Source organism: Paraferrimonas sedimenticola (genome assembly GCF_002282855.1).
GTDB classification, from domain to species: Bacteria; Pseudomonadota; Gammaproteobacteria; order Enterobacterales; family Shewanellaceae; genus Paraferrimonas; species Paraferrimonas sedimenticola.
The window spans coordinates 349,344-373,971 of record NZ_NRIR01000003.1; the positions used below are offsets into that span (position 1 = coordinate 349,344).

A 24,628-nucleotide genomic window follows, 5' to 3' on the forward strand; every position below is an offset into this window, starting at 1 on the left:
TCGGAAAAAGTTACTAGTGAAAACGGGGTAGAGACCTAGGAAGAAAATAGCCTGCGCTTAAGAGGTTGTAGATTAACATCTGTAACTTAAGCGCAAACTGGGTGTCAGCGCAGTTAGGTGCGACTAGTCACTTCTAAAAGGTGATAACCGAACTGAGTTTTAACTGGACCTTGCACTTGATTCAACGGCGCGGAAAATACCACTTTGTCGAATTCAGCGACCATCATGCCAGGTCCAAAGCTGCCAAGTTCGCCACCTTGACGTCCCGATGGGCAATTCGAGTGTTGCTTGGCAATCTCGGCGAAATCGGCGCCTTGTTCGATTTGCTGCTTCAGTTCATTACATTGAGCTTCAGTGTCCACCAAGATGTGGCGGGCGGATGCTTGAGACATTGTTTCTCCTTAACGGCTTTTATTGGCTTGCTGATCCAAAAGGTGCAGGTTGTCGATGACGTCCTGGTAACTCATGTTCAACTCGCGGGATAGGTTGATAATCTTAGTCTTGTAGGTCTGAATTTGCTGTTGTTTTAGCGAGTTTTGTCGATGCTCGTCTAGCACTTGCTGACTGGCTTGGGCTAATAGCTGTAGTCGCTTCTCACTGTAATTTAGATCATCTATGGCCGATTTCATTTGCTCCAAGGTTCGAGCATTGGCCAGTTCCTTTCGCGATTCGGTTAGCTGATATTGATCAAGTGACGCAACGGCGTCTTCTAAACTCAAATTGTTGCTCATATAGGGCTCAAATGGACAGGTTTACTGTTTAGACCGTGGAATAACGAAAATATTAAACCAAATAGGATTGGCATCGCTAGCCAGAATGGTTAACTATTTGAATAGAGATGTGTCTGCATCCGCCAAAAGTTCTCGACAAGGAGGTACAAATGACTGATTTATTGCCCGATTTATTTGATGACCACCCCAACGCGCTCAGTTGGCTTGGAAGTGAGCTGCGCAATTACGGTGGAAAATCCAGCTTCTGTGGACCTGTGGTCACTGTGCGCTGTTTTGAAGATAACTCTCGAGTAAAAGAGTTGGTAAACCAAGCAGGCCTTGGTCGCGTCTTGCTCGTCGACGGCAGCGGCTCGATGCAACGGGCATTGTTGGGTGACATGTTAGCTAAAGCGGCAATGGAAAACGGCTGGGCTGGAATAGTGATTTTGGGTTGCGTGCGCGATGTCGCTCAATTGGCGCAGTTCGATATTGGCATTCAGGCGCTTGGTGCTTGCCCGATAAAGACCGACAAACGCGGACTGGGAGAAACCCAGCTCAACTTAGAAGTCAGCGGGGTTGAGATACGCCCGGGTGATTGGTTATACGCCGATGGTCATGGTGCCGCAATTTCTAAAAATAAACTGTTATAAAACAACGACTCATTAGCTAGACTTAGGGAATAGCAATAATTAAGGATCTCTCATGAAAGCGCTAAAACTCTTGCTAGGCGTCATCCTGTCAGTGGTGGTACTGGTCGCGGGTTATTTACTCCTGTTCTTTGATGCCAACGATTTTAAAGGGCAGATTGCTGACGCGGTCCAACAGCAAACTGGCCGCCAACTTGTCATAGCCGAAGACATTCAGCTATCCATTTTCCCATCGGTAAGTCTGCAATTGGGCGGGGTTAGCTTATCTAACCCAGCAGAGGTTTCTGAGCTGCCTATGTTTGCCGCAAAAGCAGTACAGGCAGATGTGGCCTTAATGCCGCTATTGCAACGCCAGCTGCAAGTGGGCGAGTTGGTGTTTGAAGGGATCGAACTAAACCTTGTTACCCTAGCTGATGGGCGCTCTTCGATGGACGGGCTGGTGACTCAATCCGAGCCAAGTGCTCAAGCGCAAACGCCAGAACCATCCGGTCAGACTAGCCAAGGTCTAAGTGGTCTAGTGATTGATGGGGTTCGCTTTGAAAACGCCAAAGTGCTGATTGATAACCGCAAAGACAAGAGTAAAACAGAGTTTCTGTTAAACCACTTTCGATTGGACCGTTTTGAGCTAGACCAACAAACGCCGTTTAGTTTGGACTGGCAGTTGGCCGCTCAAGGTATGTCGGTCGCGAGCCAAATGACCGGCGACTTGACCATTGCCGCCTCAATGCAGCAAATCGCAATCAGCGGCAGTGAAATGAACACCACCTATACGCCTGCTGAGGGCGAGCCGTTGAGCGTTACCAATCGCCAAGCGGTGAATCTAGACCTAGCAGCTTCAACAGCACAGCTAAGCGAGTTTAGCGCGGCGGTTATGGGCATGAATATCGACGGCCAGCTCGATGTTAACTATGGAGCCAAGGTGCCGGATATCAAGTTGGCGCTGAACATAGACAAAGTCGATCTAGATGCTCTTTCTGGTGGTGACAAGGCCGAGGCCGAACCGGCTTCAGGCGGTTCTGATAAGCCTGCAGCCAAACCTGCCAATGAAACAGAGCCTGACCTTTCAGGCCTGGGTCTCGTTAATTTTGAAGGGGATTTGAGCATAGGCGAGGTCAAAGTCGCCGGCCTGACCACCACCAACTGGGTGGTGTCGACTGTGCTTAAAGACAGTGTACTAAAGCTTAGTGAACTGTCCGCAGACCTGTATTCCGGCAAGCTAAGCGCCAGTGCGACCTTAGATGCTCGCAAGTCGGTCGCAACCTACAGCTTTGATGAGCGCTTAAACGGAGTGCAGATTCAGCCTCTGCTTAAAGATCTGGCCGACGTAGATTTGCTAGCGGGGACGGCGAATTTCAACATCCAAGGTAAAGGCTCTTCGCTAATCGCCAATAAGCTTAAGCGCAATCTCAATGCCAACGGTGACTTTGCGATTACCGACGGTGCGGTATACGGGATAAACATTCCGCAAAAAATTCGCGATGCACAAGCGGCGATGAAAGGGGATTTGAACGCCAGTAGCGAAGCGGAAAAAACCGACTTCACTTCGATGACCGGCAGCTTGAATATCGCGGATGGCAAGGTCAATAACCCAGATCTCCTAATGGAGTCGCCTTTATTGCGAGTCAGCGGTGCCGGTGGCGCCGATTTGATGGCGGAGCAATTGGACTATCTGATAAAAGCAAAATTGGTGGGTAGCCTGTCCGGCCAAGGGGGCGATCGAGACCTGTCTGGACTGGAGGTGCCAATTAAAATCAGCGGCAACTTCACCGAGCCTAAGTTTGGCGTAGACACCGAAGCCTTGCTCAAAGAGCGGGTGGACGAAGAGAAAGACAAGCTTAAGGAAAAGCTGCAAGACAAGCTAAAAGAACGCTTTAAAGGATTTGGATTCTAAAATTGATAAGGGCGCCATTTGGCGCCCTTAGTTTTGCTGTTACACGCTGACTTTGGTGATGTCTACGTGAACCTTGAGCTTTTGCCCGGGTTGCAAGTACTTGTCATCGAACTGGTTCCAGCGTTTCAGGTCTTTGACGGTTACCCTGAATCTCGCGGCGATACGCGATAGTGAATCGCCTTTGCGAACCTTGTAGGTAATGGTGCGAATCACACCATTACCGCTGCTTTTGGCACTGGGTTTGTCGGTGTAAATGGTGAGCTTGCTGCCAAGCTTTAGCGGCGAGTTAACGGCAATCTTGTTCCAACGGGCAATGGATTTGTAAGGCACTTTATAGGTGCGTCCCAATTCCCACAGGGAATCGCCAGACTGAACCACATGTTGAATCTTATTTGAACCGGCAGCGTGACGCTGACTGGCTCGTTGAGTCAGGCTCATCGGGTACTGGCTGGCATCTTTCGCAGCTACTGGGATCAGAAGGTGATCGCCAGCGGTGATGCGGTTGTCCTTGAGGTGATTAACCGACTTAATTATCGACACGCTGGTTTTGTGTCGTTTAGCAATCACGCTAAGGCTGTCCCCACTCTTGATTTGGTAGCGTTGCCATTTCAGCCAGTCGCTCGGTGAGCTTTGCGCCAGCGCCTGCTCAAAGCCATCTACCTTATCGAGAGGCAACAGGATTTGGTGCGGGCCTTTGGGCGAGGTGGCCCAATGGTGGTAACCAGGGTTTAGCTCTTGCAGCTGTTGTACCGAAACATCGGCCATTTCAGCGGCATAAGCCAAGTCTATCTGGGCACCTACATCAACGGCGGCGATACGAGTCTGATTGGCCACAGGATGTAGCTTAATTCCATAGGCGTCTGGATTTTTAATGACGTCAGCCAGAGCTATCAGTTGAGGCACATAACGTTCGGTTTCTTTGGGCAAGCTCAGTGACCAAAAGTCGGTACTTTTGCCGGCGTCGCGATTGCGTTTAATGGCGCGCATGACTCGGCCTTCGCCACTGTTGTAGGCGGCAACCGCGTACAGCCAGTTATTGTCCAAACGCTTGTACAGGTACTCCAACATATCGATGGCAGCTTCGGTAGAGGCTACTACATCGTGACGGCCGTCGTACCACCAGTCCATTTGCAAGCCAAAGTGCTTGGCGGTGGGCTTGGTGAATTGCCAGAACCCAGAAGCGCCAACGTGGCTAATGGCGTAGGTGGCAAACGCGCTTTCAATAATTGGCAGTAGCGCCAACTCCATTGGTAATCCGCGTTCTTCAAAACGGGCCACAATGTAGTGCATGAAAGGCTCAGAGCGTTCGCTAACGCGCGCCAAGTGCTCTGGATTGCGTTTGTACCAGTTCTTAAAGGTTTGAACGCGTTTGTTATCCACGTCAGGCCAGTGCATCTGGCGAGCCATGTGATCCCACACATCTGCTGCAGGCGCAGGCTCAGCGGGCGTCAGTTCTTCAATGAGTTGTTCTTCCGTTTCTAATTCAGCGGTTTGAACCGGCTCAGCTGGTTTAACTTGGTTTGACGCGTCCTTTTGTTCTGGTTTGGGCGTCGATTGACAGCCGGCTAGCATCAGTGCCAAAGCCACAGCTGTGGGAGCAAAATAGCGCATGTTTCCCCGTGAGTCTGAATGTGTTTTTAGGCTCAAAACCCGCTATGTTACCGGTTTTGCTATGCCTTGTCTTTCCATTGGCGCAGCTTTTTGAAGGTGCGCGATGGCCCCTCAACCGGATTTTCATAGTGATCAGCCACTTGCTGTGCCACTGGATTTTGGTGGCAACGCAAAAAAGGATTGATGGCTTTCTCTAAACCAATGGAAGTTGGCAAGGAGATCTTTTGTTCCGAGCGCAATTGATTCACTTGGTTGGTATAGGCCTGTAGGTCTTTGTTATTGGGCTCGACCCAGTTGGCAAATTGCAAATTGGCCAAGGTGTATTCGTGGGTACAGTACACCTTGGTATCGTCTGGCAGGTCCGCCAATTTACTCAAGGATTGATGCATCTGCTCGGCGGTACCTTCAAACAAACGCCCGCAGCCACCGCTGAACAAAGTGTCGCCGCAAAACAGCATGCCATCGCCGTAGTAGCAGATGTGGTCTAGCGTGTGGCCAGGGGTCGCCAATATCGACAATTCCAAATCGAGTTTGTCGAGATAGATAGCCGAGCCTTGGTGCAAAGGTACGTGAGGGAAGGAGTAGTCGCCACTTTCCGATGCCCATACTGTCACTTGCTCGCCGTAGGCGGCTAACAAAGGATCAACTCCTTGGGTGTGATCCCAGTGATGATGGGTTACCAAGATGCCCGCTAAGGCCTTGTTGGCGCGATTCAGATAATCTTGAGCCGATTCAAAGCAGCCTGGGTCAACCAAATAGCAATAATCGCTGTTTTTGCGAGTGAGACACCAAATGTAGTTGTCGTTAAAGGCTGGAATGGGAATGACCTGAATCATAAAACTGTCCTGCTTGGTATTATCTCTCCCAGTTTACTGGTGGAAATACTTGCTTGTATAGCTTAAATACCCCTAATCTAGGCCAAAACCCCAAACAGGGAGATGGGTGTGTTTGAACCTCCGCTGACGTGGCAACAGCTTCCCAATGGTGACAAGTTAAAGGACATGGTCCAGCAATGCCTCGACCCGTGGTTGATCGGTATGCTTGGCGACCAGCTTCTTAAGCTTGGCGCCTTAAGTGCCCAGCTCGATACGCACAAAGCGCCCATCAAACGTCATTTCAGCGGCTATCACTGCGGTGATACGGACATTCGTTTATCGCCCGAGTGCCTGCCCATTCAAAGCCACTGTATCGATTTGACCCTAATGAGCTTCGTGCTGGATTTCGAAGAGAATCCCCATGCGCTGCTTCGCGAGGTGGATAGAACCACAATCGGCGGCGGTCATATCATGATTCTGGGGTTTAATCCCTTAAGTAGCCTGTTGCTAGGGCAACTGATTCCCAGCAAGCGAAAACAATACCCCTGGTGCGGCCGCTTTTTTGGCAGCGCACGGCTGTGCGATTGGCTGAGTTTGTTGGGGTATCAGGTGGTGGCCAACGAGCGTTTGTTGGTGCATCACATGCTAGGTGACTATAAGCCAGAATCTAAGCTGCAAAGCTTCGCCGACAAACACTTTGCTCAAGCGGGCAGTGTGTACATGATTTTGGCAAAGAAAATCAGCTTGCCGATGACGCCGGTTAAGAAAAGAAAGGGCGCCAAAAAGGCTGCATGGCGACCTGTACCAACCGCCGGACGTACATCCAGAGTTAAAAACCCACAATAAAACAGCAGTTTACGAAATTCGCCATACTGCGTATTTGTATGTACGCTTTATTGAGAATTCTCGTAGGCTTCGTCAATATGGGTCGCGGCCTCTTCGGCGGCAATTCGAGCCAAATCGTCAACTCGCTCGTTTTCTGGGTGGCCCGCGTGGCCTTTGACCCATTGCCAATCGATTTGATGTTGCTGTTGGCAGGTGTCTAACCGCTTCCATAAATCCACATTCTTAACCGGCTGTTTTGAGGCTGTTTTCCAACCTTTTTTCTTCCAGCCGTGGATCCACTGAGTGATACCTTGGCGCAAATACTGGCTGTCGCTGGTTAATGTGACTTGGCAGGGTTCGGTTAAGGACTCTAGCGCCACAATTGCCGCTAACATTTCCATTCGGTTATTGGTGGTAAGCCGATAGCCTTTAGACAGCTCTTTTTTGTGCTGCTTGTAAGTCAGCAGTATGCCGTATCCACCAGGGCCCGGATTTCCCAGGCAGGAACCGTCGGTGTATATCCTTATGTGTTTAGTTTGCGCCATTTGCTTGTTACCATGGCCGAATGCGACCTTTTCCAATTTGAAGCCACATTACTAAAAAGCCTATGACACAAGCAACTTTCAATCGTCAGATCATTCTGGATACGGAAACCACGGGAATGAACCAGGCCAGTGGCCCGCACTATTTGGGCCACAAGATTATTGAAATTGGCGCGGTGGAGGTTATTAATCGCCGTTTGACTGGGCGTACCTACCATCAGTACATTAATCCGCAAATGGCGATTGACCCTGAAGCCATTGAAGTACACGGCATCACCGATGAGCGCGTCTCTGCGGAACCGATTTTTGCCCAGATAGCCGATGAATTTATTGAGTTTATTGACGGCGCTGAGTTGGTGGCGCACAACGCACCGTTTGACGTGGGCTTTATGGACCACGAGTTTGCTCAACTCAATCGCGGTGACATACTGACCGCAAATATGTGCCAGATCACCGACTCTCTGGATCTGGCTAAAAAGCTATTCCCAGGGCAAAAGAACAACTTGGATGCTCTGTGTAAGCGTTACGGTATCGATAACAGCCACCGGACCTTGCACGGCGCTTTGCTCGATGCCGAGATCTTAGCCGACGTTTATTTGTTAATGACCGGCGGCCAAACCAAGCTTAATTGGGCCGGCGAGGGCGCCAATTCGGACGATACCGGCATTCGCCGTCTTAACCCAGCCAGAAATCCTCTTAAAGTTATCGCCGCATCGGCCGATGAACTAGAGAATCACGAAAAACGTTTGGAACTGTTTGCCGACAAACACGGGTGTTTGTGGCGTGAAGGGTAATCGCTGGAATGCGCGTCATTGGGACTTTGCTTGTACTGATTGGGCTGTTGATGACTCAGCTAGTGCAAGCGGCAACTCACACACAATCGAGTCTGCTTAAAAACCGCTTTAGAATTGATCATCAGGTGGAGTCAGTCACCCTGATGATCCAGCGTCAGTACGCCACTCCGTCGGTGATCCTGGTACTTCCCGATGGCCATAAATGGTATTCAGACCGACACCCTGCCAACGTTTCATGGGCGCACAGTGCTAGCGCCGACATCATCAAAATTGAAAATCCCCCGGCCGGCCCATGGCAAATTCTTGGTGGGTTTGAAAGCGACTCTATGCTGCAAATGGTGTCCGAGCTCGGCATTAAAGTCGAATCGTTTCCCGAGCGCATCTTTCAAGGCGAGCAACTTAGGCTCACCGCCAACCTGCTGACCGACGATAAAGTTAATCGCATGCCTGGATTGGACTTTGCGGTGGATTGGAGCGCCATGATTGTTGCGGGCGATGACCCAAACTTACTGATCAATTCTGCCAATGCGCTGCAATTAGGCCGTTATCGCGACAATGGCGAAGGCTATGATGCGGCTCCCGATGATGGTGATTTCACGGCTTACTTCAAACTCACTCGCCCGCAAGGGCTATACCAGATCCAAGTGGTAGCCAGAAATGAAGTGTTTGAGCGCAAGCACAGACAGAAGGTAGAGATTGTCGAAGCGCCCATGTCGCTCGATTTGGTGTCTGAGACCTCTGTGGTCGATGGAGCTCAGCGTTTTTGGTTGAACATCTCGACGGACCAAAATGAGTTGGTGCTTGGCAAAACTCACCTAAAGCTAAGCATCACCCGTGGTAAAGATGCCAGCCAAGACGCAGTGTTTGATGATATCTACATAGAGAACCAACGCTTGCACCTCGCGCAAATTGACGAATTTGGCACTTACCAGATAAACGCCGAAGTGTTTTCTGAAACGCTGGAGGGGCGTCCGGTTCACTTTGTGAAGGCGCCAATTCACGTCAATTACCAGGCGCCACCTCCGCCGCCACCAACGCCTGATGAACTGCTGGCACAGCAACAAGCTGCAATCGAAGCCGAGCGACAACAGCACAAAGATAAGGTGTTGGTCTGGGTGATAGGCGGCAACAGCGGTGCTGTGCTATTTGGTGGATTGGCGCTTTGGCTGGTGCGTCGCCGACGCAAAGCGGCCCAGCAGCTTGAACAACAGGAAGCCGAGTTGATGGCGCTAAGTCGAAAGGGCGTATCGAGCAACGAACAAAATTTAACCCTGCCATAGTCGAATCGAACGCCAATTCGCCAATTTGTTATCAATAAATCGCCAAGTCCGCAGGGTTTGGTGATTTTTTGTATAAACAGCTTAAATCATGCGGAAAAAAGGTTGACGCTGTGGCGGCTGATTCGTATTATGCAGCCCACATTGAGAGGGGAGCGGTAGTTCAGTTGGTTAGAATACCGGCCTGTCACGCCGGGGGTCGCGGGTTCGAGTCCCGTCCGCTCCGCCACTTGCCTTGACGCTAACAAGTTAAATAGCACCCAGTAAGCGTGGAGCGGTAGTTCAGTTGGTTAGAATACCGGCCTGTCACGCCGGGGGTCGCGGGTTCGAGTCCCGTCCGCTCCGCCACTTGCCTTGACGCTAACAAGTTAAATAGCACCCAGTAAGCGTGGAGCGGTAGTTCAGTTGGTTAGAATACCGGCCTGTCACGCCGGGGGTCGCGGGTTCGAGTCCCGTCCGCTCCGCCACTGCTTACTAAAAACCTGCCATAGAGCAGGTTTTTTTGTGTCTGAAGTTTATGTCTGAAAAGTGAATGAGGTTTTAGGCGTCCGGTGCCACGGGTTTAAAGCAGGGCTGCACATCGCCGCTAGGCAATAAAACTTCTACCTCGTGCCCACCGTCACTTTCTCCCAAAGAAAAGTCGCACCCCATGTTTGCGGTGAAACGGCCAATGCAGGTGAACGACAGAATCGACTGCACGTCTTGGATTGAGCTGCCTATCTTGTGTTCTATAAAATCATTGGCTGACTGTCTGGTCTTGCATTTGGGGCATTCAAACTGCACGTCTTGCATGCGTTGATAGCCCAAGGCTCGCATTGAGCAATGCCAGTCGTCGAGGGTGTACTGCTTGGGGGCTTGGTCTGACATCGTCCGTGAATCCTTATACTGCTTATCTCGTCACAGCATCCTAGCATGGCTTGCACAACAGCAGCGAGACTTTACTCGGTTTGACGTTAGCGCAGCAATTTGCACATCAATTCGAGCGCAAAAACACCAAAGCCGAGCGGTAAAACTCGGCCTTGGTGTTTCTGGACAAAGACGTTTTATCTCAATAGTGGTTCGCCGCTGGCATCTCTATCTCACAAAGCTCATCTCTGCAGGCCTTTCTCAAAGCTTCACCAGCTTCTTCGCCAAACAGGGCTTCTAAGCGACCCCAGCCTTTTCGGTCCATCTCTCGGTCAAATAACACGTCCATTTGTTTGCGACCGCGTTCTATCAGGTAGGCGCTGCCCACCGTGCGATAGTCGCAATTATCGACAAGTTCTAAGAAGTGATCGACAAAGTGGGGCATCACTTCATCACGCACATACATGTATTCTTCCTTTGGCACTTCTTTGCCGTACATACTCCAACTCGACAAGTATTGTTTGCGATCGGCTTGAATGCGGCGAGTAGGAATGGCTTTGACCGCTTTGCTTTCGGTAATGGCGCTCAGGGGGCTCATGACCTTGCGCCAGTAGTCTGGGTACATAACGCCATCGACCTTGGGCACCATATCGATGTGATAACTCCAAATGTCTTTGGGATTTAAGTTGTAGTGCATCAAAAAGTGGGGCACAGGCGAGTCGGCGCGGGTCATGGCGTACATTAAATTCATGTCATTGCCACGGCCTCCCATCCAAATGTGAAACACACGGTCAATGTGCGAGCCTTGTGGGGCTTTCCATATACGCATAAACCCTGCTTCTACATTGGGGACGCGTTTGAGCATCAAGCGCATATAAGGACCACCGTCTTCACCGTGGATCTCTTCAAGTTGCCCGGCTTTGATTAAACGTTCCTTGATAACATTAGTATCCGCTAGTGGCTCAGGTGCGGTTTGGGTTTTTATGCCGTCAAAAAAGCGCATGATTCGACGGTTAGATTCGGCAGGCTGGTCGTAAATGCAGGCGTGGCCCGATTTTTCAATAATGCCAACCTCGACATTAGGCATAAGTTTCAGCGCTTTCTTACTGACCTTATCTGGGTTGTATAAAATTTCGTGCTCGCCAAATAACACCAATCCTGGTGCTTCCATCTTTTGCAGCAAGCTTTTCTTCTCTGAGGTAAAGAATTGCCAAACCAGTTTGAAAGCTTTAATGAAACTGATCTTTTGGGTTTTGTCGTTGTAGATGCACATCGCTCGGTCAAGGCGAAAATGGCGTGTGCACAGGGCCATAGCGCGAGCCAACTGACGGTCAAATGACCCAAAGGACACACTACCGCTAGCACTCGGTGACTTAATCGATTTGGCGGTTAGTTCGTTTTCAAGGGCGTTGGCATCTTTGCTTTTTTGCATCACCCGTTTGAACCAGATTTTCCAAGGCAGTCTGGCGTGAGAGAGCCCCATTGGGCTTAGCATCACAACCTTGTCCACGCGCTCTGGGTAATCGGTGGCCATTCGCATCACTTTCCAACCACCAGTACTGACACCAATAAAATGGGATTTCTTCAGCCCCAAAGAATCTTGGACATCGCACAGCCAATTTAGGTAGTCATTGTTGAAATACGAGGGTGGGTTAGGGGCGCTACGACCGGGCTGGCCGACAGTATCAAGCGCATAGACTCGAAAGCGCTTGGCAAGCACTGGCAATTGGTTGCGCCACAGTGGTGCGCTGCCCGCCACCGCTTGCACCAGAATCATGGGTTCGCCGTCTTCTGGGCCACACACTAGCATGTGGGTTTTGCCAAAGCGGGTATCTACGTACTCTGAGGTGAAATCAATCTCTATCTGATCCACTAATTCGTCGTACCAAGTCTTGATGGCCTCAAAGCCCTCTTGTGACTTGTATAGATACATCACGTCTTGATTGACTTGCACGCTTGGCTCAGCGGTAGCCATCGAGTTAGTGTCGATGGTTTGCGAAGTTGTTTTCATAACCCTTCCTAGTGCTGGTGTTATTTTTGTAGTGCATTCCTTACGATTACTAATATAGACAGGATCATGTCAATACTCCTAGGATTATAAAAACTAATAGTTTTTTTCGCGGTGCTAGAGCACTGGTGCAGGAATGATTGTTTTCGTAGCAACAAAAACGCCTACCGAGCGGTAGGCGTTTATCGACAGGAGTGGGGTTTAAGCGGCTCGTTCCTGAGTGCTTGGCACTCGTTGCGCTTTGAGCTCGATTGAGTCGAAATCGTCTACGTTAATCACTTGCAGACGTGCCACTTCAGCTTCGCGCAGTTGTTGCGCTTCGGCTTCGTCAATCGCGCCTATCTCTAGGCCTTGCTCGGCTATCTTATCTAGGAAGCGGAACTTCGGCTTGTAACCTAGGCCTTTACAGACTTTGTCGTACACAGGCTCTACCGCTAGGATTTTGTGGAAGGTCTCTTCTACTAATCCAACTGGATTGTTCTCGCATGGACGTAAGAACTGGCCTTTGATCAAACGCGAGCGTGCTTCGCAAGGGGTCTGTAGGATACGCGCCACCTTGTGGTCCAGACGATCGCTAGGCGCCGTCACAGGTTTGCCCCAAGGCATTAGTAACCAGCTCAATGCCTTGCCCATCGCAGGTGCAGGGAAGTTCTCGAGCAAGTGATCAAGTGCGGTTTGCAGCTTGTACAGCGAATCTTCAACGGCCCATTGCACCAATGGCAAGTCTTCTGCAGGGCGACCTTCGTCTTCGAAGCGCTTTAAAGTAGCCGAGGCCAAGTACAACTGGGACAACATATCGCCAAGACGGGCAGAGATACGCTCGCGACGCTTGAGTTCGCCACCTAAAATACCCATGGCCAAGTCTGATAGCAGAGCTAAGTTGGCACTAAAGCGATTCAGGTGCTGATAGTAGCGCTTGGTGACGTCGGTTGTTGGCGTACTTGAGAAACGGGCAGAGCTCAAACCAAACCACAGACTCTTACTGAAGTTGCTAAGAGCAAAGCCGATGTGACCGAATAGGGCACTGTCAAATTGCTTCAAGGCTTCCGCCGGATTTGGTTGATAAGCCGCTTCCATTTCTGCCAACACGTATGGATGGCAGCGAATCGCACCTTGGCCGTAAATGATCATGTTGCGGGTCAGGATGTTGGCCCCTTCCACAGTGACACTAATCGGCGCGCCTTGATAGCCTCGGCCCACATAGTTACTCGGCCCCATGCAAACGCCTTTACCGCCGTGGATGTCCATCGAGTCAATTAGCGACTCTTGCAGGCGATGGGTAAGGTGGCACTTCACGATTGCTGAAATCACTGAAGGCTTTTCACCCAGGTCAATACCTGTGGTGGTCAGCGAGCTGGCAGCTTCCATCAAATAGGCGTTACCACCAATGCGGGCCAATGGCTCCTCGATACCTTCGAGTTTACCGATAGGCATTTTAAATTGGCGGCGAATTCGCGCATAGGCGCCGGTCGCAGCTGCTAAGGTCTTAACACCACCCGCTGAGTTTGACGGCAGAGTGATGCCGCGTCCAATTGATAGACATTCCATCAGCATGCGCCAGCCTTGGCCGGCCATTTTGGGACCACCAATAATAAAGTCCAGTGGAACAAATACGCCGTTGCCTTGAGTCGGGCCGTTTTGGAACATGTTGTTCAGGGTTAGGTGACGACGACCTATGATGACGCCTTTGGTGTCGGTCGGGATCAGGGCGCAAGTGATACCCACGTCTTTTTGGTCACCGAGCAGACCATCGGGATCTTCTAGTTTAAAGGCCAAACCCAACACGGTCGCGACAGGTGCTAGAGTGATGTAGCGCTTATTCCAAGTCAGCTTCATGCCTAGGACTTTTTCGCCTTCCCATTCGCCTTCGCAAACGATACCGAAATCAGGGATGGCACCCGCATCGGAACCGGCTTCTGGACTGGTCAAGGCAAAGCATGGAATCTCTTCGCCCTTGGCTAGGCGAGGTAGGTAGTAGTTCTTTTGTTCTTCGGTACCATAGTGCTGCAACAGCTCACCAGGCCCTAGCGAGTTGGGGACACCCACGGTAGAGCCCAGCGCAGAGCTCACGCCTGACACCTTTTGGAGCACCTTGCTCTGAGCGTAGGCTGAAAACTCTAGACCACCGTACTTCTTCTTAATGATCATCGAGAAGAAGCCTTTCTCCTTCATAAACTGCCAAGTTTCAGGAGTCAGGTCGGCCAACTCGTGGGATACTTCAAAATCATTGACCAGAGCACACAGCTCTTCACAAGGGCCGTCTAAGAAAGCTTGCTCTTCAGCAGTCAAACGCGGCTGAGGGTAGTTGTGCAGTTTTTGCCAATCCGGCTGACCGGCAAATAACTCGCTTTCCCACCATGTGGTACCCGCGTCTAGGGCTTCTTTCTCGGTGGACGACATCTCTGGCATGATGCTGCGATACAGTTTCAACAAAGGCTTGCTGATCGCGCTTTGACGTAGGCTGGTTAGATTCAGTGGTAGTGCGATTGCAGCAAATACCACCCAAGCCCAGATTGGTAGGCCAGAGGTAAGGCTGACTACTAATAGCGCGGAGAACAGTATCAGGGTCGAGGCCTTGAGAGACAGTCTGAGGTAGCTCACGCTGCCTAGTAAGACCAACAGGGCTAAGATCCATAAAAGGGTGTTCACGGCTGACTCCTTTACTTAGGTTTCGTTAGTTTTTATTTCGTGCGTCAAGTCACATTATAGCTCGTGGTCTGACCACTCTCACACGAAATTAGCGTGAACGTTAATAAGATGCAACTGTTTTTCAAACAATTGTTTAAATCCATTGTTTGCAAAATAGGCGATATGCTTCCGAGGTTTGCCAAACGCCTCGCAATTGGGGATAGTTAAGGGCATTGAAATTACGACAAAATAAAGGTTTTTGAATGTGCGAGTTGTTGGCGATGTCTGCCAATGTACCTACGGATATTGTGTTTAGCTTTACTGGACTGGTGGAACGCGGTGGCGTTACTGGTCCTCATGTGGATGGCTGGGGAATTACCTTTTACGAAGGCAAGGGATGTCGCACTTTTAAAGACGCCAAACCCTCTTGTGAAAGTGAGGTCGCCTCGCTGATCAAAAGCTATCCCATCAAAAGTTGTACCGTTATTAGCCACATTCGACAGGCCAATCGAGGCCGAGTGTGTTTAGAGAACACTCATCCTTTTACACGCGTACTGTGGGGCCGCTATTGGAGCTACGCTCACAATGGTCAACTGTCGGGTTACAAACCCAAGTTGAAAACGGACATCTACCTGCCAGTGGGCAACACGGATAGCGAGATGGCTTTTTGTTGGTTGATGGAACGTTTGCAACAAAAGTACCCCAAGCGCCCAAGCAATATTAAAAGTGCGTTTCGCTACGCGGTTAAACAAGCAGACCAACTACGCGAGCTTGGCGTCTTTAACATGATGCTAAGCGACGGCGATTACATCTTAGTGTATTGCTCTAACAATCTGTCTTGGATCACCCGTCGTGCCCCTTTTGGTAAGGCGCAGCTCATTGATACCGATATGGTGGTGGATTTTCATCAAGAAACCACGCCCAACGATGTGGTGACTGTGATTGCGACTCGGCCGCTGACCGACAACGAAGACTGGCACGTGATGAAGCCTGGGCAGTGGTGTGTGTTTCGCCACGGCGAGCTAATTGACCAAGGCGGCTAGTGTCAGGACTTAGCTCAAAGCGATACGTATTTGCGTCCCTTGGTTGGGGCGCGATTCCACCTCTAAGCGATACTCCAACAAAGCCACTAACTTTTGCACAATACTCAAACCCACACCTAATTGAGGCAGCGGACTTTGGCTGGTACTTCTGGCTGAGGCTCGTTGCAGTTGGTCTAGCTGATGTTGATAAAAGCCACTACCGGAATCGGTGAGTGTGATCCACAGCTTTTTGCGCTGCGAGTGCAGTTGCAGTCGAATCTGGCCCTGCTCTGGGGTATGTCGAATGGCGTTGTCCATTAAATTCGACAGAATTCGCTGCAGTAGCATAGGGTCGGTATCAACTAAGGTATCTCGCTCACAGTCGATATCCAGTGCAATGGATTTTTGCGATAAAGCTGGCGCGTAACTGTCTGCCAAATCTTGCAAAAAGGGTTTTAAATTCAGTGGTTGGCGCTTTGGTACGATTTGCTGATTCTCCAGTGCCGCCAGTTCTAATAACTGTTTGAGCAAACGCTGTAGTTGTTGCCCCGAGCGTGCGGCGGTGCGAATGAGTTCTGGATCTCGTTGATTGGCAGGTGTGACTAACCAGGTGTCGATGTAGCCAAGTAGGGCGGTTAACGGGGTTTTCAGGTCGTGACTTAGGTGCAGCAGAAACTCGTGGCGCGCTTTTTGTTGGGCTTGGGCTTGTTGATATTGACCGTTTAGTTCGGTGAGTAGAGTATCCACATCCGCGCTTATCGACTGGAGTTCACGACTGCCTTGATAAGGGCCACTCAAACGCAGGCCATCTTTGAGCTTGTGCTGATGAAGCTGGCGCAAATCGCGCTGAAAGCGGGCTAAGGGACGGGTGAGGTTATACACCAAGAGCACAAATACGAGCAGCGAAAACAGGATCAAGCCCAATGCGGCGATTGCCCAAACCCAAGGCTTTTGTTGGCTTTCCACTAACGCCTGCCATGCATCGAACTGCTGACCACCAATAATCACGTACAAATAGCCCTGTGGTTGGTTGGCAGGATCCACTAAAGGTGCCACTGAGAAGATTTTTTTCTGATTGGGATTGCGCGGATCTGTGCCGAGAATTGGCAGGTTAGCGCCGTTTAAATAGGCGTTCACTGGTGCTAAATCCACTTGACGCTGGCGAATCAAACGCTCTTCGGCGTCGTAGCCAATCACTTGGCCGTCCAGGCCTATGGTATAGATTTCAAAGCTAGGTCCAAGAAGCATAAAGTCGTGCAAGGCCTCGGTAAGCGCGGCTTTTTCAGTGACCCCTTGAGAGAGCAAGGGGTTGATGTGAGCCATGTGCTCCGCTAGGTTTCGATGCAGTGATTGCTGGACTTGTTGTTGAGAAGTCTGCTGATACCAACTAAGTCCACTCCAAAGCAGCCCGAATAACAGCAACAACAGCAAACTGGTAGCAATCAACAAACGGGTAAACAAAGAGTTCATGCCGCACCCGCTAGTGGCTCAAATTTATAGCCTACGCCCCACACGGTTTTTACAAAGTCGTCGCCTTGAAAGGGATGTAATTTGGCTCTGAGGCGATTAACGTGACTGTTGACCGTATGCTCGTACCCGGCGTGGTGGTAGCCCCACACTGAGTCGAGCAGTTGTTCGCGGCTAAACACCTGTTGAGGGTGCGATGCCAGATGCCAAATTAAGTCGAATTCTCTGGCGGTGAGTTCGATAGTTTGATGATTTAAGGTTACCTGGCGTTGTTTGGCATTGATGATCAAAGGCCCAAAATTGAGCTCGTACTCATTGGCTGGTGTCGTGCTCAAACTACGACGCAGTAGGGCTTTTACGCGCGCTCTCAACTCCAAAACGCTAAAGGGTTTAACAAGATAATCGTCGGCGCCGGCTTCTAACCCCAGTACTCGGTCTGCCTCTGAGTCTTTGGCGGTAATTAGCATGATAGCCAGCTGAGGGTCTTGGTTACGCCATTGCTGGCATAGGGTAAGGCCATCGCCGTCAGGCAACATGCGGTCCATCAATACCAAATCGACGTGCTTTCGATTTAAGGTCTGCTTGGCACTGGCCAGACTGGCGCTGTGCAGCACTTGATAATTGAGCGCGTTAAGATTCAAGCTCAGCAATTGTGCCAATTCTGGCTCGTCTTCCACCAAAAGGATGACGGGCTTTTCCAAAGTCGCCTTGGCTGGATGTGAATACATGGAATCATTCCCTGGCCGATGTCTTAGAGCTAAGACCAGCCAGAGAAGGATTTTATTTCGAGATTCCATACTTATTCGGTTCGAGTTATGCGAACCATGAGTACCGGGTTATCGAAGCGATGCGATGGCCCGAGTACTGAGTCGCTCAAACCATCTGACGCAGACAGCACGCCTGGGTGTAGATGAACCCTGTCGATGTCGTCACGAGCTTCGAGATAACCCTCGCCACCGTCGGCCGGACCAGGAATGCTTCCCTTGGCCTCGGTGTTGCCTTCGGTACCAGCGTCGTAGGCATTGAGGTAGAAGGTATGGCTAGCGTCTACTGCAAGGCTGGCAAAGTCAGCACCGTTAATACCAGTAAAGGCATCGTTGGTGTTAACCAGCATGGTGGCCAGACTCAAACGATCGATTTCCAATGAACTTAGTTCTAGATCGATCATCTCCTTGCCACCAGGAGGTAGAATACCGGCGCCATTGGCACTGGCGAGCACTCCGTCCAAATCGCTAAAGCCGCTGGCGTCGCCAGATTCCGCCAATACTTCAAGGGCATTGCTAGCGGGCATACCGGTTTGCCAAACCATCACAGCATCGGTATGACTGAGCACCGCGATAGGGGACATGGGCTGGTTAGCGGTTAAATTAACCACTTCGATTTGATAGCTTTGAGTGGGGATCACCACAGGCGTATCGATAATCTCTTGCACGTCATCCGAGTCGCTACAGGCGCCTAAGGCTAACAGCCCGACCGCAGCTAATGCGGATTTTTTAAAGGTAATAGTCATAACGGCCTCCTACTTAACGGTGACCATTAATCGAGCTACTGGGTTTAACCAGCGATGCACGCGTGCATCGAGATCACTCATACCACCAGCAGGGTCGGTGTCACCAATCACGCCAGGATGAATGTGAACCATGGTATTGGGTGAAGCATCGGTCACACCGGTACCATTAGTACCGCCATCGCCAGCAGGCGCTACTGGAATGCCTGGCACCCCTGATGCACCGCCACCATTGATGATCTCATCATTGGCTTCAGTGCCAGCATCCCAGGCGCTGATGTACACCATGTAGGTGCCAGGCTCGCTAGGAATGGTCCAGCTGTCTATACCGATGAAGGCGTCGTTGGTGGGCAGGATCATGGCGGCCAGAGACAATACTGGTTGGTCGCCAGTATCCAGCATAAAGCTGGTGCTCGCTCCCGGGGCCAGTAGGCCTTCGGCAGGGTTGGCTACTAAGGGGGCACCTAAGCCTTCTAATGCGCCTTGAAGCGCTGAAATATCACCGCCCTCAGCTATGGCTTGCATAGGCGCGCTGGCAGGCTCTCCCGCTTGGAAGAAGTTTTGGTCGTCCGGGTGTGCCGCTACCAGTACCGGAGTAAAATGGTTACCGGCGGTTAGGTTGGTCAGGGTAAGTTCAAGCTCGGCGGCTTGGCTGGAAAGGCTTGCGCCAGCGATTAGCGCTGCCAGTGAAACTGATAAGGGTTTGACTCGCATTGTGACACTCCATTTCTAATTGGTTACCGAATTAGTCTGGCAATGGAATATCACTGTGGAGTGGCGAATTTATCACATAAGTATCACGTGATTATCGCGGTGTAACGACTTAAGGCGCAGCCTGCGCTGTGGCAGGTTTTGAGGTTTCGTAAGGATGATAAGAGTGCAGGCGAATGTTTAATTGCTTGCTGCCTTTTTCAAAGTGAGCCAGTTGTACCGGCATAAAGTCCAACTCTGGGGCGAACCAGATGAAGGTTTCGCGTTTGTCGGAATCGCGGATCACCACCAGCTTAACCGTATCGTACTGCTTGTCATTTACGGTTATGGTCTCGGTTCCAGCGCTGCGAAAGCCATAGTCATCGACTTCGTTGTCTTTGACCATTTCGTAATAGTACTCGCCAATCTCTTCGGCGTTGTGTAAGTCCATTCGCAGCTGTAATTGCACCATTAATGGGTCGAACAGGCGTTTGTCGTAATCGATTTTAGCCCGTTCGCCTTTGTAGCGACTGTGGATCACGCCTCTATCCTTTAGGTAGGCGGTTTGCTCGGTGAAATCGGAACCCGTACCTTTGCGGTCGTGCATAAAGCGAATCGGATAGAGTTGGTCACCCTCTAATTCAAACTCGCTAGTGATTTGACGTTTGTCGCTTAACACCAGCAAAGATAAGCTGGAATCAAAGCGATATTGGAAGTGGGTAGGGTCGACTTGGTTGAGTTGATAGCGCGCGCCGCCCAACTCGATATTGCCGTAATACACCTTGTATTCAGCTTCGTGGGGCGTTAGTGGCTGGGCCAGTGCCGGCAAAGCGGCTAGGGCGATGGCTGGGATCCACCAAGACTTCATACACACATCCTCTGACAGCAGTAGCAATCCATTAAAAGGGAATCGACAAAGTAAGGGTAGCCATATCAGGCTGCCAGCGAAACTGACGTAAGTCTACTTTGCCATTGTTAATAATGACCCCTTCTACGCGTAATCGTTCCATTTGAAGGCGATAAGGGGCTGAATCTTTTGGGAAACTGATGCGCCCTTGAGCGTTAATCACACGATGCCAGGGCAGTGTTTCTGGGTCTTTGTCAGCTTTAAGCGCTTTTGAGACTTGTCTGGCGGCATTGGGCAAGCCTGCTAGATCCGCAATTTGTCCGTAGCTTGCGACACACCCTGCGGGGATGAGCCGAGTAACCAATTGAATGCGCTCGTTACTTGTCATTTTGCCTCTGATGAACGTCTGAATAGCTGACCCAAGCATAACAACTCAGCCGAACATAGGCTTGCACTAGATACTGCGGGCGCCGAAAGTTTTCTAACATTGCGTTTGCGAACCTTTCGTTTGCGAACTTAGCACTTTAGGGTTAGCTTGAGTAAAACAAAGTAATGTCAGACAGTTAGTCCGCAAAGTGGATTGATGGAGGAAACCAATGCATCTCGCTCAGGTGAATATCGCCAAGGCTAAATACGAGTTAGACGACCCGAAAATCGCTGAATTTGTCGGCAACCTGGACAAGGTTAATTCGATAGCCGAGGCCAGCGAGGGCTTTGTGTGGCGATTGAAGTTGGAAACCGACCAAATAGTAGATTTCAGTTTGTTTGATGATTCGAATTACATCATCAATATCTCGGTGTGGGAGTCTGCTGATGCACTGAAGAACTTTATGTTTAACGGTCTTCACAAAGAGTTTTTAGGCCGCAAGAAAGAGTGGTTTGAAGCGCTACCCCAAGCCAGTTATGCCTTGTGGTGGGTAGAAGAGGGTGAACAGCCCACTGTAGAGCAAGCACTAGAGCGCTTAATGCATTTGCGAAAAAAAGGTGAGAGCGACTTTGCTTTTACCCTGCGACGCTAACGCTAACGCGAACAGCAACAGCTAACAAGCACCGAAAGCACGGGTAAAGATTATGCCCGTGCTTTTTTAGGCGGTTCTAGAAATATCGTTTATTGCTGCGCCGGAAACGATTGGTGCGTGTGCATGTTCAACCATTGACCATCGCGTTTCTTTAAAATTACAGTAATTGCGTATGGACCTTGTTCAAGCTTGTTTCCGTTGGCGTCGAATTGAGCGTAGCTCATGTCAGCCATGTACACAGCGACGTCGTCGGCAAGCATGGTGACTTTTTCGCGAGAAGCCTGAATGTCCTGGCGTGCAACGCCGTCAAAGGCTACTTGATACAGCTCAAGCGTCTCTTGTTTTGACCACAGAGGAATGCCACCCATGACATAAGTGTGCTCGCTTGGTGCACCTGCAAACATACCATCAAGGTTGGCGGCTCGTGCTTGATCCCACATTCCGTGAACTGTTTTTAGAACTTCGGTTTCTGCGTCGTTCGCCATTGCTGCTGTGTTGCCAAGCGTCAATGCAATTACCAAAGCCGAGACTAGGTTTCTGATCTTCATTTCGATTTACCTCATAGAGAAAAAAAGCCTCGTAATGGCGGTACATCGCGAGGCTTTTGTGACTGGCTTATCTAAGCATTACTTAGTGGCGACAAAGTCCGAGTAACCAGTTTCTTTGATGGTGCCAAAGATGGCTTTTTCTTCGTACTTGGCGTTGTCCCAGTCGATGTTGTCAACGTCAACTTTGCGGATTTGCTGGTTGTCGTAAGTACGGAAGTAGTAGTCAGCGTTCTTGGTATCAGCAACGATTGAGTAGCCAGCCATTTGCGCGTCTGGAGACAACCAGCGCCAGTACAGAGTGCCACGTGGGATGTCGAATACGTTAACCATTGACCAAGCAGCGTTTACCGCGTCAAGATCAGACTTAATAACCGTTTTGTCCAACACATAGTTCAAAGCGGCAGCTTGCTTAAAGCGACCCACTGGATCTTTTTCAAAGCCTTTGAAAGTGCCTTCAGCGAATACGGTTTTACCGGTATCCAGAGTTTCACCTTGCAGATCGAGCATGGCGTGAACATTGCCAAGTTGCTCTTGGTAGATTGGATCGTTGGTCATAGCACCGACGTGGTTTTCAAAGATCTCTGGGTAGCCAGAGCCATCTTGCCACTCAACAACGATACGGCGATCTTTGTCGACGATAGAGAAGTGCATGCCTACATCGATGTCGCCAGCAACGGCGATATTAGTGTGCGAAACCTTAGTTTTCTTAAGCAGTTCAACCGCTTCGTCAACGTTCTTGGCGTTGGCTAGAACGTATGCGCCGATGTTTAGGTAGTTGTACTGGCTCTCACCTTTCGGTGCGTATGAAGATGCTGCCAAAGCGTTACCTTCAATAGAAAGACCGTACTCATTCATACCTGAAGAAACCCACTCGGTGTCAGCGTGGCGCATGCCAACGTAACCAATGTCACCTTTTACGCCTAAAAGGTCGTAGCCACGCGGGGCGATGATAAATTGTTCGCCAGCTTCAAAACCAAGCTCCATGGTGCGGCCTTGGATTTGGTTGCCTTGTGGCGTGTCGAATACAAAAGCAGAACAAGCAGAAGCAGTAGTTGCGATACCCGCTGAAAGGGCAGCTGCAGTGGCAATAGTGAGTAGAGCCTTTTTCATGATAGAACCTCGACAAGGTAAAAAAGTAGACGCAGTTCCTTGCGCTTATTTCCTGAATATGGGTCTATTATTCACAGCATTGAGTTATCATGTTAATCGTATTGAACATCATAATGATGTCTATAGGTTGAGGAATCGATATGGAATACTCACTGGCACAACTTCAAGCTTTTGTGGCAACGGTAGAAGAGGGTAGCTTTAAAGCCGCAGCGCTAAGACTGGACAAAAGCAGCCAGGTCGTCGCGCGATTCATTAGCATGATGGAAGACAGTTTTGATTTGAAGTTGTTTGAGCGCCAAGTCAGGCGATTAGAGATCACCGAGGAGGGTAGAAAACTCTATCCTCACGCCAGACGTATTCTGCTAGAAACCGATAAGTTCGACGCTCAGTTGAGCAGTTTCGAGCGGGAGTTGCCCAATACCTTCACACTGGCTATCGACAATACCCTGTCCAGTCGACAGGTCACAGAGTGCTACTATTCGGTCGTAAAAGAATTTCCCACGGTAGATTTGAAGGTACTCAGTGGCGGTACCTCGCAAGTACTGGATTGGGTAAAGTCGGCTCAAGTCGAGGTGGCTTTGGTGTTCTCCCCAGTATCGACCATCAAAGGCTTACAAGATATGGTGGCGTTTAACTTTCAAACCATCGAAGTGGCGGCGCCACAGCTCGTAGGACGTGGTGAAGTTATTTCACAACAAAGAGTCGCAGACATGACCCAGATAGTGGCGACCTTTGTTTACGAAATGGGATTGGACAACACCCATGTTCAAGGGGATAAAGTCATCACCTGCAATGGATTTGATGAGGTGGTGTCTTTGTTGTTGGCCGGAGCGGGTTGGGCTCGAGTACCGGCTTACAAGGTTAAACACCTGCTGGATAGCGGTGCTTTGCATGAGTTTGTGGTCGAGGGCGCGGTGCCAGTGAATTGGCATGCGAGCTTGTACTACCCAGATGACAAGCCTTTAAGCCTGGCGGCGGATTTATTTGTCGCCAATGTGCATCGATTGAACGACGTTATTGATAGTTAGACAGTGGTGCTTGCAGCAGGCTCTATCAGCGGTGAGTTGTGCCAACCCGTGAATACTCTTGATTGGAGAATCAAAGGAAATGTTATTTTTACTCGGTGAGAAGATTGTTTCAAAAACAGAGCCCGTTGGGACTTTTGATTGCCCTATCTGTAAGGGTTCAAAGCGGGTCTTAAAGGTAGAAGACAAGAGTTATTTCACCCTGTTTTTGATTCGGACTTTTCCTTTGGATACCGTCGCCGAGTACACCCATTGCGAGGGATGTGGTCATGCTTTTGCCTCGAAAGATGCCAGCGAGCCTAGCTATTTCGAACCACTAAAAACGATTATTGCTTATTTGGTGGCTGGGTTTGGATTGGAAGAGAATATCGAAACTGTAAGCGCTATCTACACCGTCAGTACTGGCAAAGACATTAGTCGACAAGAATTGTATTCCGCAATGGCTGCAATTCAACAAAACAATCAATTACACGAAGACTTAAAACAAGACGCCAAGAGTCTGAGCTGGGTCGACAAGGTGTCAATGATTGAAGCTGCTTACTTAGTTGTGTTCACTGCAGGAGAAGTTAACTATGAAGAGCGTCTGCAAGTTAACTTATTGGCGAATGCGCTAGGTATCGGGATTGAAGGGGTTAACGAAATTATCAAGGGGCTGCAGTCTCGCCAATACAAAGGCTTTAGTGCCGGACAAATGCAAGGCTAGCGCCTTGTTAGATGTATGAGGCGTGTAAGTATAGTTATAAGCGCCGCTACTAAGTTTCCGATTGTAGCCCAAAACTCTTAAAAGCTGTTATCTTAC

General features: G+C 50.0%; 25 protein-coding genes and 3 tRNA genes. 12 read left to right on the forward strand and 16 right to left on the reverse strand.

Annotated elements, in window-relative coordinates:
- Positions 1-113: 113 nt before the first annotated feature.
- Positions 114-392: a peptidylprolyl isomerase gene (locus CLC93_RS07515; RefSeq protein ID WP_095505353.1), complete on the reverse strand. Its 279-nt coding sequence runs from the start codon at positions 390-392 to the stop codon at positions 114-116.
- 9 nt (positions 393-401) lie between these two features.
- On the reverse strand, positions 402-731 hold the full coding sequence (locus CLC93_RS07520; RefSeq protein WP_095505354.1) for a hypothetical protein: 330 nt from the start codon (positions 729-731) through the stop codon (positions 402-404).
- A gap of 149 nt (positions 732-880) precedes the next feature.
- Between CLC93_RS07520 and CLC93_RS07525 the strand changes: the two genes are divergently transcribed.
- Both CLC93_RS07525 and CLC93_RS07530 read left to right on the forward strand, forming a co-directional pair.
- Positions 881-1,360, forward strand: coding sequence for a putative 4-hydroxy-4-methyl-2-oxoglutarate aldolase (locus CLC93_RS07525; protein ID WP_095505355.1), 480 nt, complete (start codon positions 881-883; stop codon positions 1,358-1,360).
- 52 nt (positions 1,361-1,412) lie between these two features.
- Positions 1,413-3,248, forward strand: a complete 1,836-nt coding sequence (locus CLC93_RS07530) for an AsmA family protein (protein ID WP_095505356.1) — start codon at positions 1,413-1,415, stop codon at positions 3,246-3,248.
- Between the two features lie 39 nt (positions 3,249-3,287).
- On the opposite strand, the gene CLC93_RS07535 is transcribed toward CLC93_RS07530, so the two are convergent.
- Together CLC93_RS07535 and gloB are read right to left on the reverse strand one after the other, a co-directional pair.
- Positions 3,288-4,859, reverse strand: a complete 1,572-nt coding sequence (locus CLC93_RS07535; RefSeq protein WP_095505357.1) for a lytic transglycosylase — start codon at positions 4,857-4,859, stop codon at positions 3,288-3,290.
- Between the two features lie 59 nt (positions 4,860-4,918).
- Positions 4,919-5,695, reverse strand: a complete 777-nt coding sequence (gene gloB / locus CLC93_RS07540) for a hydroxyacylglutathione hydrolase (protein ID WP_095505358.1) — start codon at positions 5,693-5,695, stop codon at positions 4,919-4,921.
- A gap of 108 nt (positions 5,696-5,803) precedes the next feature.
- Between gloB and CLC93_RS07545 the strand changes: the two genes are divergently transcribed.
- Complete coding sequence (locus CLC93_RS07545) at positions 5,804-6,520, forward strand: class I SAM-dependent methyltransferase (RefSeq protein WP_141237358.1); 717 nt, start codon at positions 5,804-5,806, stop codon at positions 6,518-6,520.
- A 47-nt stretch (positions 6,521-6,567) separates the two neighbouring features.
- Here CLC93_RS07545 and rnhA read toward each other — a convergent pair whose 3' ends face one another.
- Complete coding sequence (rnhA, locus tag CLC93_RS07550; protein ID WP_095505360.1) at positions 6,568-7,044, reverse strand: ribonuclease HI; 477 nt, start codon at positions 7,042-7,044, stop codon at positions 6,568-6,570.
- A gap of 62 nt (positions 7,045-7,106) precedes the next feature.
- On the opposite strand from rnhA, the gene dnaQ reads away from it, so the two are divergent.
- The 5 genes from dnaQ to CLC93_RS07575 all read left to right on the forward strand — a co-directional run bounded on the left by dnaQ (position 7,107) and on the right by CLC93_RS07575 (position 9,579).
- Entirely contained in the window at positions 7,107-7,835 is a 729-nt protein-coding gene (gene dnaQ / locus CLC93_RS07555) for a DNA polymerase III subunit epsilon (protein WP_095505361.1), read from the forward strand.
- Between the two features lie 8 nt (positions 7,836-7,843).
- Positions 7,844-9,115, forward strand: a complete 1,272-nt coding sequence (locus tag CLC93_RS07560; RefSeq protein WP_095505362.1) for a choice-of-anchor X domain-containing protein — start codon at positions 7,844-7,846, stop codon at positions 9,113-9,115.
- Positions 9,116-9,264: 149 nt separating this feature from the next.
- A tRNA-Asp gene (locus CLC93_RS07565) sits at positions 9,265-9,341 on the forward strand.
- Positions 9,342-9,383: 42 nt separating this feature from the next.
- Positions 9,384-9,460: transfer RNA gene (locus CLC93_RS07570), tRNA-Asp, on the forward strand.
- 42 nt (positions 9,461-9,502) lie between these two features.
- Positions 9,503-9,579 (forward strand) — tRNA-Asp (locus tag CLC93_RS07575).
- A gap of 73 nt (positions 9,580-9,652) precedes the next feature.
- Here CLC93_RS07575 and CLC93_RS07580 read toward each other — a convergent pair.
- The 3 genes from CLC93_RS07580 to fadE form a co-directional block, all read right to left on the reverse strand.
- Positions 9,653-9,979, reverse strand: coding sequence for a VVA0879 family protein (locus tag CLC93_RS07580; RefSeq protein WP_095505363.1), 327 nt, complete (start codon positions 9,977-9,979; stop codon positions 9,653-9,655).
- A 181-nt stretch (positions 9,980-10,160) separates the two neighbouring features.
- Entirely contained in the window at positions 10,161-11,969 is a 1,809-nt protein-coding gene (locus tag CLC93_RS07585) for an alpha/beta fold hydrolase (protein ID WP_095505364.1), read from the reverse strand.
- Between the two features lie 198 nt (positions 11,970-12,167).
- Positions 12,168-14,615: an acyl-CoA dehydrogenase FadE gene (gene fadE, locus CLC93_RS07590; protein ID WP_095505365.1), complete on the reverse strand. Its 2,448-nt coding sequence runs from the start codon at positions 14,613-14,615 to the stop codon at positions 12,168-12,170.
- 242 nt (positions 14,616-14,857) lie between these two features.
- Here fadE and CLC93_RS07595 point away from each other — a divergent pair, with 242 nt between their 5' ends.
- Positions 14,858-15,637: a class II glutamine amidotransferase gene (locus CLC93_RS07595; protein WP_095505366.1), complete on the forward strand. Its 780-nt coding sequence runs from the start codon at positions 14,858-14,860 to the stop codon at positions 15,635-15,637.
- Positions 15,638-15,646: 9 nt separating this feature from the next.
- Here CLC93_RS07595 and CLC93_RS07600 read toward each other — a convergent pair whose 3' ends face one another.
- The 6 genes from CLC93_RS07600 to CLC93_RS07625 all read right to left on the reverse strand — a co-directional run bounded on the left by CLC93_RS07600 (position 15,647) and on the right by CLC93_RS07625 (position 20,515).
- Positions 15,647-17,086: a sensor histidine kinase gene (locus tag CLC93_RS07600; protein ID WP_095505367.1), complete on the reverse strand. Its 1,440-nt coding sequence runs from the start codon at positions 17,084-17,086 to the stop codon at positions 15,647-15,649.
- A complete protein-coding gene (locus CLC93_RS07605) occupies positions 17,083-17,811 on the reverse strand; it encodes a response regulator transcription factor (RefSeq protein ID WP_095505368.1) in 729 nt (242 codons plus the stop codon). The genes CLC93_RS07600 and CLC93_RS07605 overlap by 4 nt, the downstream gene beginning before the upstream one ends.
- A 71-nt stretch (positions 17,812-17,882) precedes the next feature.
- Complete coding sequence (locus CLC93_RS07610; protein ID WP_095505369.1) at positions 17,883-18,593, reverse strand: spondin domain-containing protein; 711 nt, start codon at positions 18,591-18,593, stop codon at positions 17,883-17,885.
- A 9-nt stretch (positions 18,594-18,602) separates the two neighbouring features.
- Positions 18,603-19,304, reverse strand: a complete 702-nt coding sequence (locus CLC93_RS07615; protein WP_095505370.1) for a spondin domain-containing protein — start codon at positions 19,302-19,304, stop codon at positions 18,603-18,605.
- Between the two features lie 109 nt (positions 19,305-19,413).
- The gene (locus CLC93_RS07620; protein WP_095505371.1) at positions 19,414-20,148 is read right to left on the reverse strand and encodes a DUF3108 domain-containing protein; all 735 of its coding nucleotides are present in this window, start codon (positions 20,146-20,148) and stop codon (positions 19,414-19,416) included.
- Positions 20,149-20,179: 31 nt separating this feature from the next.
- The gene (locus CLC93_RS07625) at positions 20,180-20,515 is read right to left on the reverse strand and encodes an MGMT family protein (RefSeq protein ID WP_245837115.1); all 336 of its coding nucleotides are present in this window, start codon (positions 20,513-20,515) and stop codon (positions 20,180-20,182) included.
- Positions 20,516-20,723: 208 nt separating this feature from the next.
- Between CLC93_RS07625 and CLC93_RS07630 the strand changes: the two genes are divergently transcribed.
- Entirely contained in the window at positions 20,724-21,146 is a 423-nt protein-coding gene (locus tag CLC93_RS07630; protein WP_095505373.1) for a DUF3291 domain-containing protein, read from the forward strand.
- A gap of 89 nt (positions 21,147-21,235) precedes the next feature.
- On the opposite strand, the gene CLC93_RS07635 is transcribed toward CLC93_RS07630, so the two are convergent.
- Together CLC93_RS07635 and CLC93_RS07640 are read right to left on the reverse strand one after the other, a co-directional pair.
- A complete protein-coding gene (locus CLC93_RS07635) occupies positions 21,236-21,694 on the reverse strand; it encodes a nuclear transport factor 2 family protein (protein WP_095505374.1) in 459 nt (152 codons plus the stop codon).
- Positions 21,695-21,772: 78 nt separating this feature from the next.
- Complete coding sequence (locus CLC93_RS07640) at positions 21,773-22,804, reverse strand: linear amide C-N hydrolase (RefSeq protein WP_095505375.1); 1,032 nt, start codon at positions 22,802-22,804, stop codon at positions 21,773-21,775.
- Positions 22,805-22,944: 140 nt separating this feature from the next.
- Here CLC93_RS07640 and CLC93_RS07645 point away from each other — a divergent pair, with 140 nt between their 5' ends.
- Both CLC93_RS07645 and CLC93_RS07650 read left to right on the forward strand, forming a co-directional pair.
- Positions 22,945-23,832, forward strand: a complete 888-nt coding sequence (locus CLC93_RS07645) for a LysR family transcriptional regulator (protein ID WP_095505376.1) — start codon at positions 22,945-22,947, stop codon at positions 23,830-23,832.
- 79 nt (positions 23,833-23,911) lie between these two features.
- A complete protein-coding gene (locus tag CLC93_RS07650; protein ID WP_095505377.1) occupies positions 23,912-24,532 on the forward strand; it encodes a zinc-ribbon domain-containing protein in 621 nt (206 codons plus the stop codon).
- The last annotated feature ends 96 nt before the right edge of the window (positions 24,533-24,628 follow it).

Bases quoted from the DNA above. Each gene is read 5' to 3' on its own strand.
- CLC93_RS07515 (WP_095505353.1), bottom strand. From the start codon at position 392: ATGTCTCAAGCATCCGCCCGCCACATCTTGGTGGACACTGAAGCTCAA.
- CLC93_RS07520 (WP_095505354.1), bottom strand. From the start codon at position 731: ATGAGCAACAATTTGAGTTTAGAAGACGCCGTTGCGTCACTTGATCAA.
- CLC93_RS07525 (WP_095505355.1), top strand. From the start codon at position 881: ATGACTGATTTATTGCCCGATTTATTTGATGACCACCCCAACGCGCTC.
- CLC93_RS07530 (WP_095505356.1), top strand. From the start codon at position 1,413: ATGAAAGCGCTAAAACTCTTGCTAGGCGTCATCCTGTCAGTGGTGGTA.
- CLC93_RS07535 (WP_095505357.1), bottom strand. From the start codon at position 4,859: ATGCGCTATTTTGCTCCCACAGCTGTGGCTTTGGCACTGATGCTAGCC.
- gloB (WP_095505358.1), bottom strand. From the start codon at position 5,695: ATGATTCAGGTCATTCCCATTCCAGCCTTTAACGACAACTACATTTGG.
- rnhA (WP_095505360.1), bottom strand. From the start codon at position 7,044: ATGGCGCAAACTAAACACATAAGGATATACACCGACGGTTCCTGCCTG.
- dnaQ (WP_095505361.1), top strand. From the start codon at position 7,107: ATGACACAAGCAACTTTCAATCGTCAGATCATTCTGGATACGGAAACC.
- CLC93_RS07560 (WP_095505362.1), top strand. From the start codon at position 7,844: ATGCGCGTCATTGGGACTTTGCTTGTACTGATTGGGCTGTTGATGACT.
- CLC93_RS07580 (WP_095505363.1), bottom strand. From the start codon at position 9,979: ATGTCAGACCAAGCCCCCAAGCAGTACACCCTCGACGACTGGCATTGC.
- CLC93_RS07585 (WP_095505364.1), bottom strand. From the start codon at position 11,969: ATGAAAACAACTTCGCAAACCATCGACACTAACTCGATGGCTACCGCT.
- CLC93_RS07595 (WP_095505366.1), top strand. From the start codon at position 14,858: ATGTGCGAGTTGTTGGCGATGTCTGCCAATGTACCTACGGATATTGTG.
- CLC93_RS07600 (WP_095505367.1), bottom strand. From the start codon at position 17,086: ATGAACTCTTTGTTTACCCGTTTGTTGATTGCTACCAGTTTGCTGTTG.
- CLC93_RS07605 (WP_095505368.1), bottom strand. From the start codon at position 17,811: ATGTATTCACATCCAGCCAAGGCGACTTTGGAAAAGCCCGTCATCCTT.
- CLC93_RS07610 (WP_095505369.1), bottom strand. From the start codon at position 18,593: ATGACTATTACCTTTAAAAAATCCGCATTAGCTGCGGTCGGGCTGTTA.
- CLC93_RS07615 (WP_095505370.1), bottom strand. From the start codon at position 19,304: ATGCGAGTCAAACCCTTATCAGTTTCACTGGCAGCGCTAATCGCTGGC.
- CLC93_RS07620 (WP_095505371.1), bottom strand. From the start codon at position 20,148: ATGAAGTCTTGGTGGATCCCAGCCATCGCCCTAGCCGCTTTGCCGGCA.
- CLC93_RS07625 (WP_245837115.1), bottom strand. From the start codon at position 20,515: ATGACAAGTAACGAGCGCATTCAATTGGTTACTCGGCTCATCCCCGCA.
- CLC93_RS07630 (WP_095505373.1), top strand. From the start codon at position 20,724: ATGCATCTCGCTCAGGTGAATATCGCCAAGGCTAAATACGAGTTAGAC.
- CLC93_RS07635 (WP_095505374.1), bottom strand. From the start codon at position 21,694: ATGAAGATCAGAAACCTAGTCTCGGCTTTGGTAATTGCATTGACGCTT.
- CLC93_RS07640 (WP_095505375.1), bottom strand. From the start codon at position 22,804: ATGAAAAAGGCTCTACTCACTATTGCCACTGCAGCTGCCCTTTCAGCG.
- CLC93_RS07645 (WP_095505376.1), top strand. From the start codon at position 22,945: ATGGAATACTCACTGGCACAACTTCAAGCTTTTGTGGCAACGGTAGAA.
- CLC93_RS07650 (WP_095505377.1), top strand. From the start codon at position 23,912: ATGTTATTTTTACTCGGTGAGAAGATTGTTTCAAAAACAGAGCCCGTT.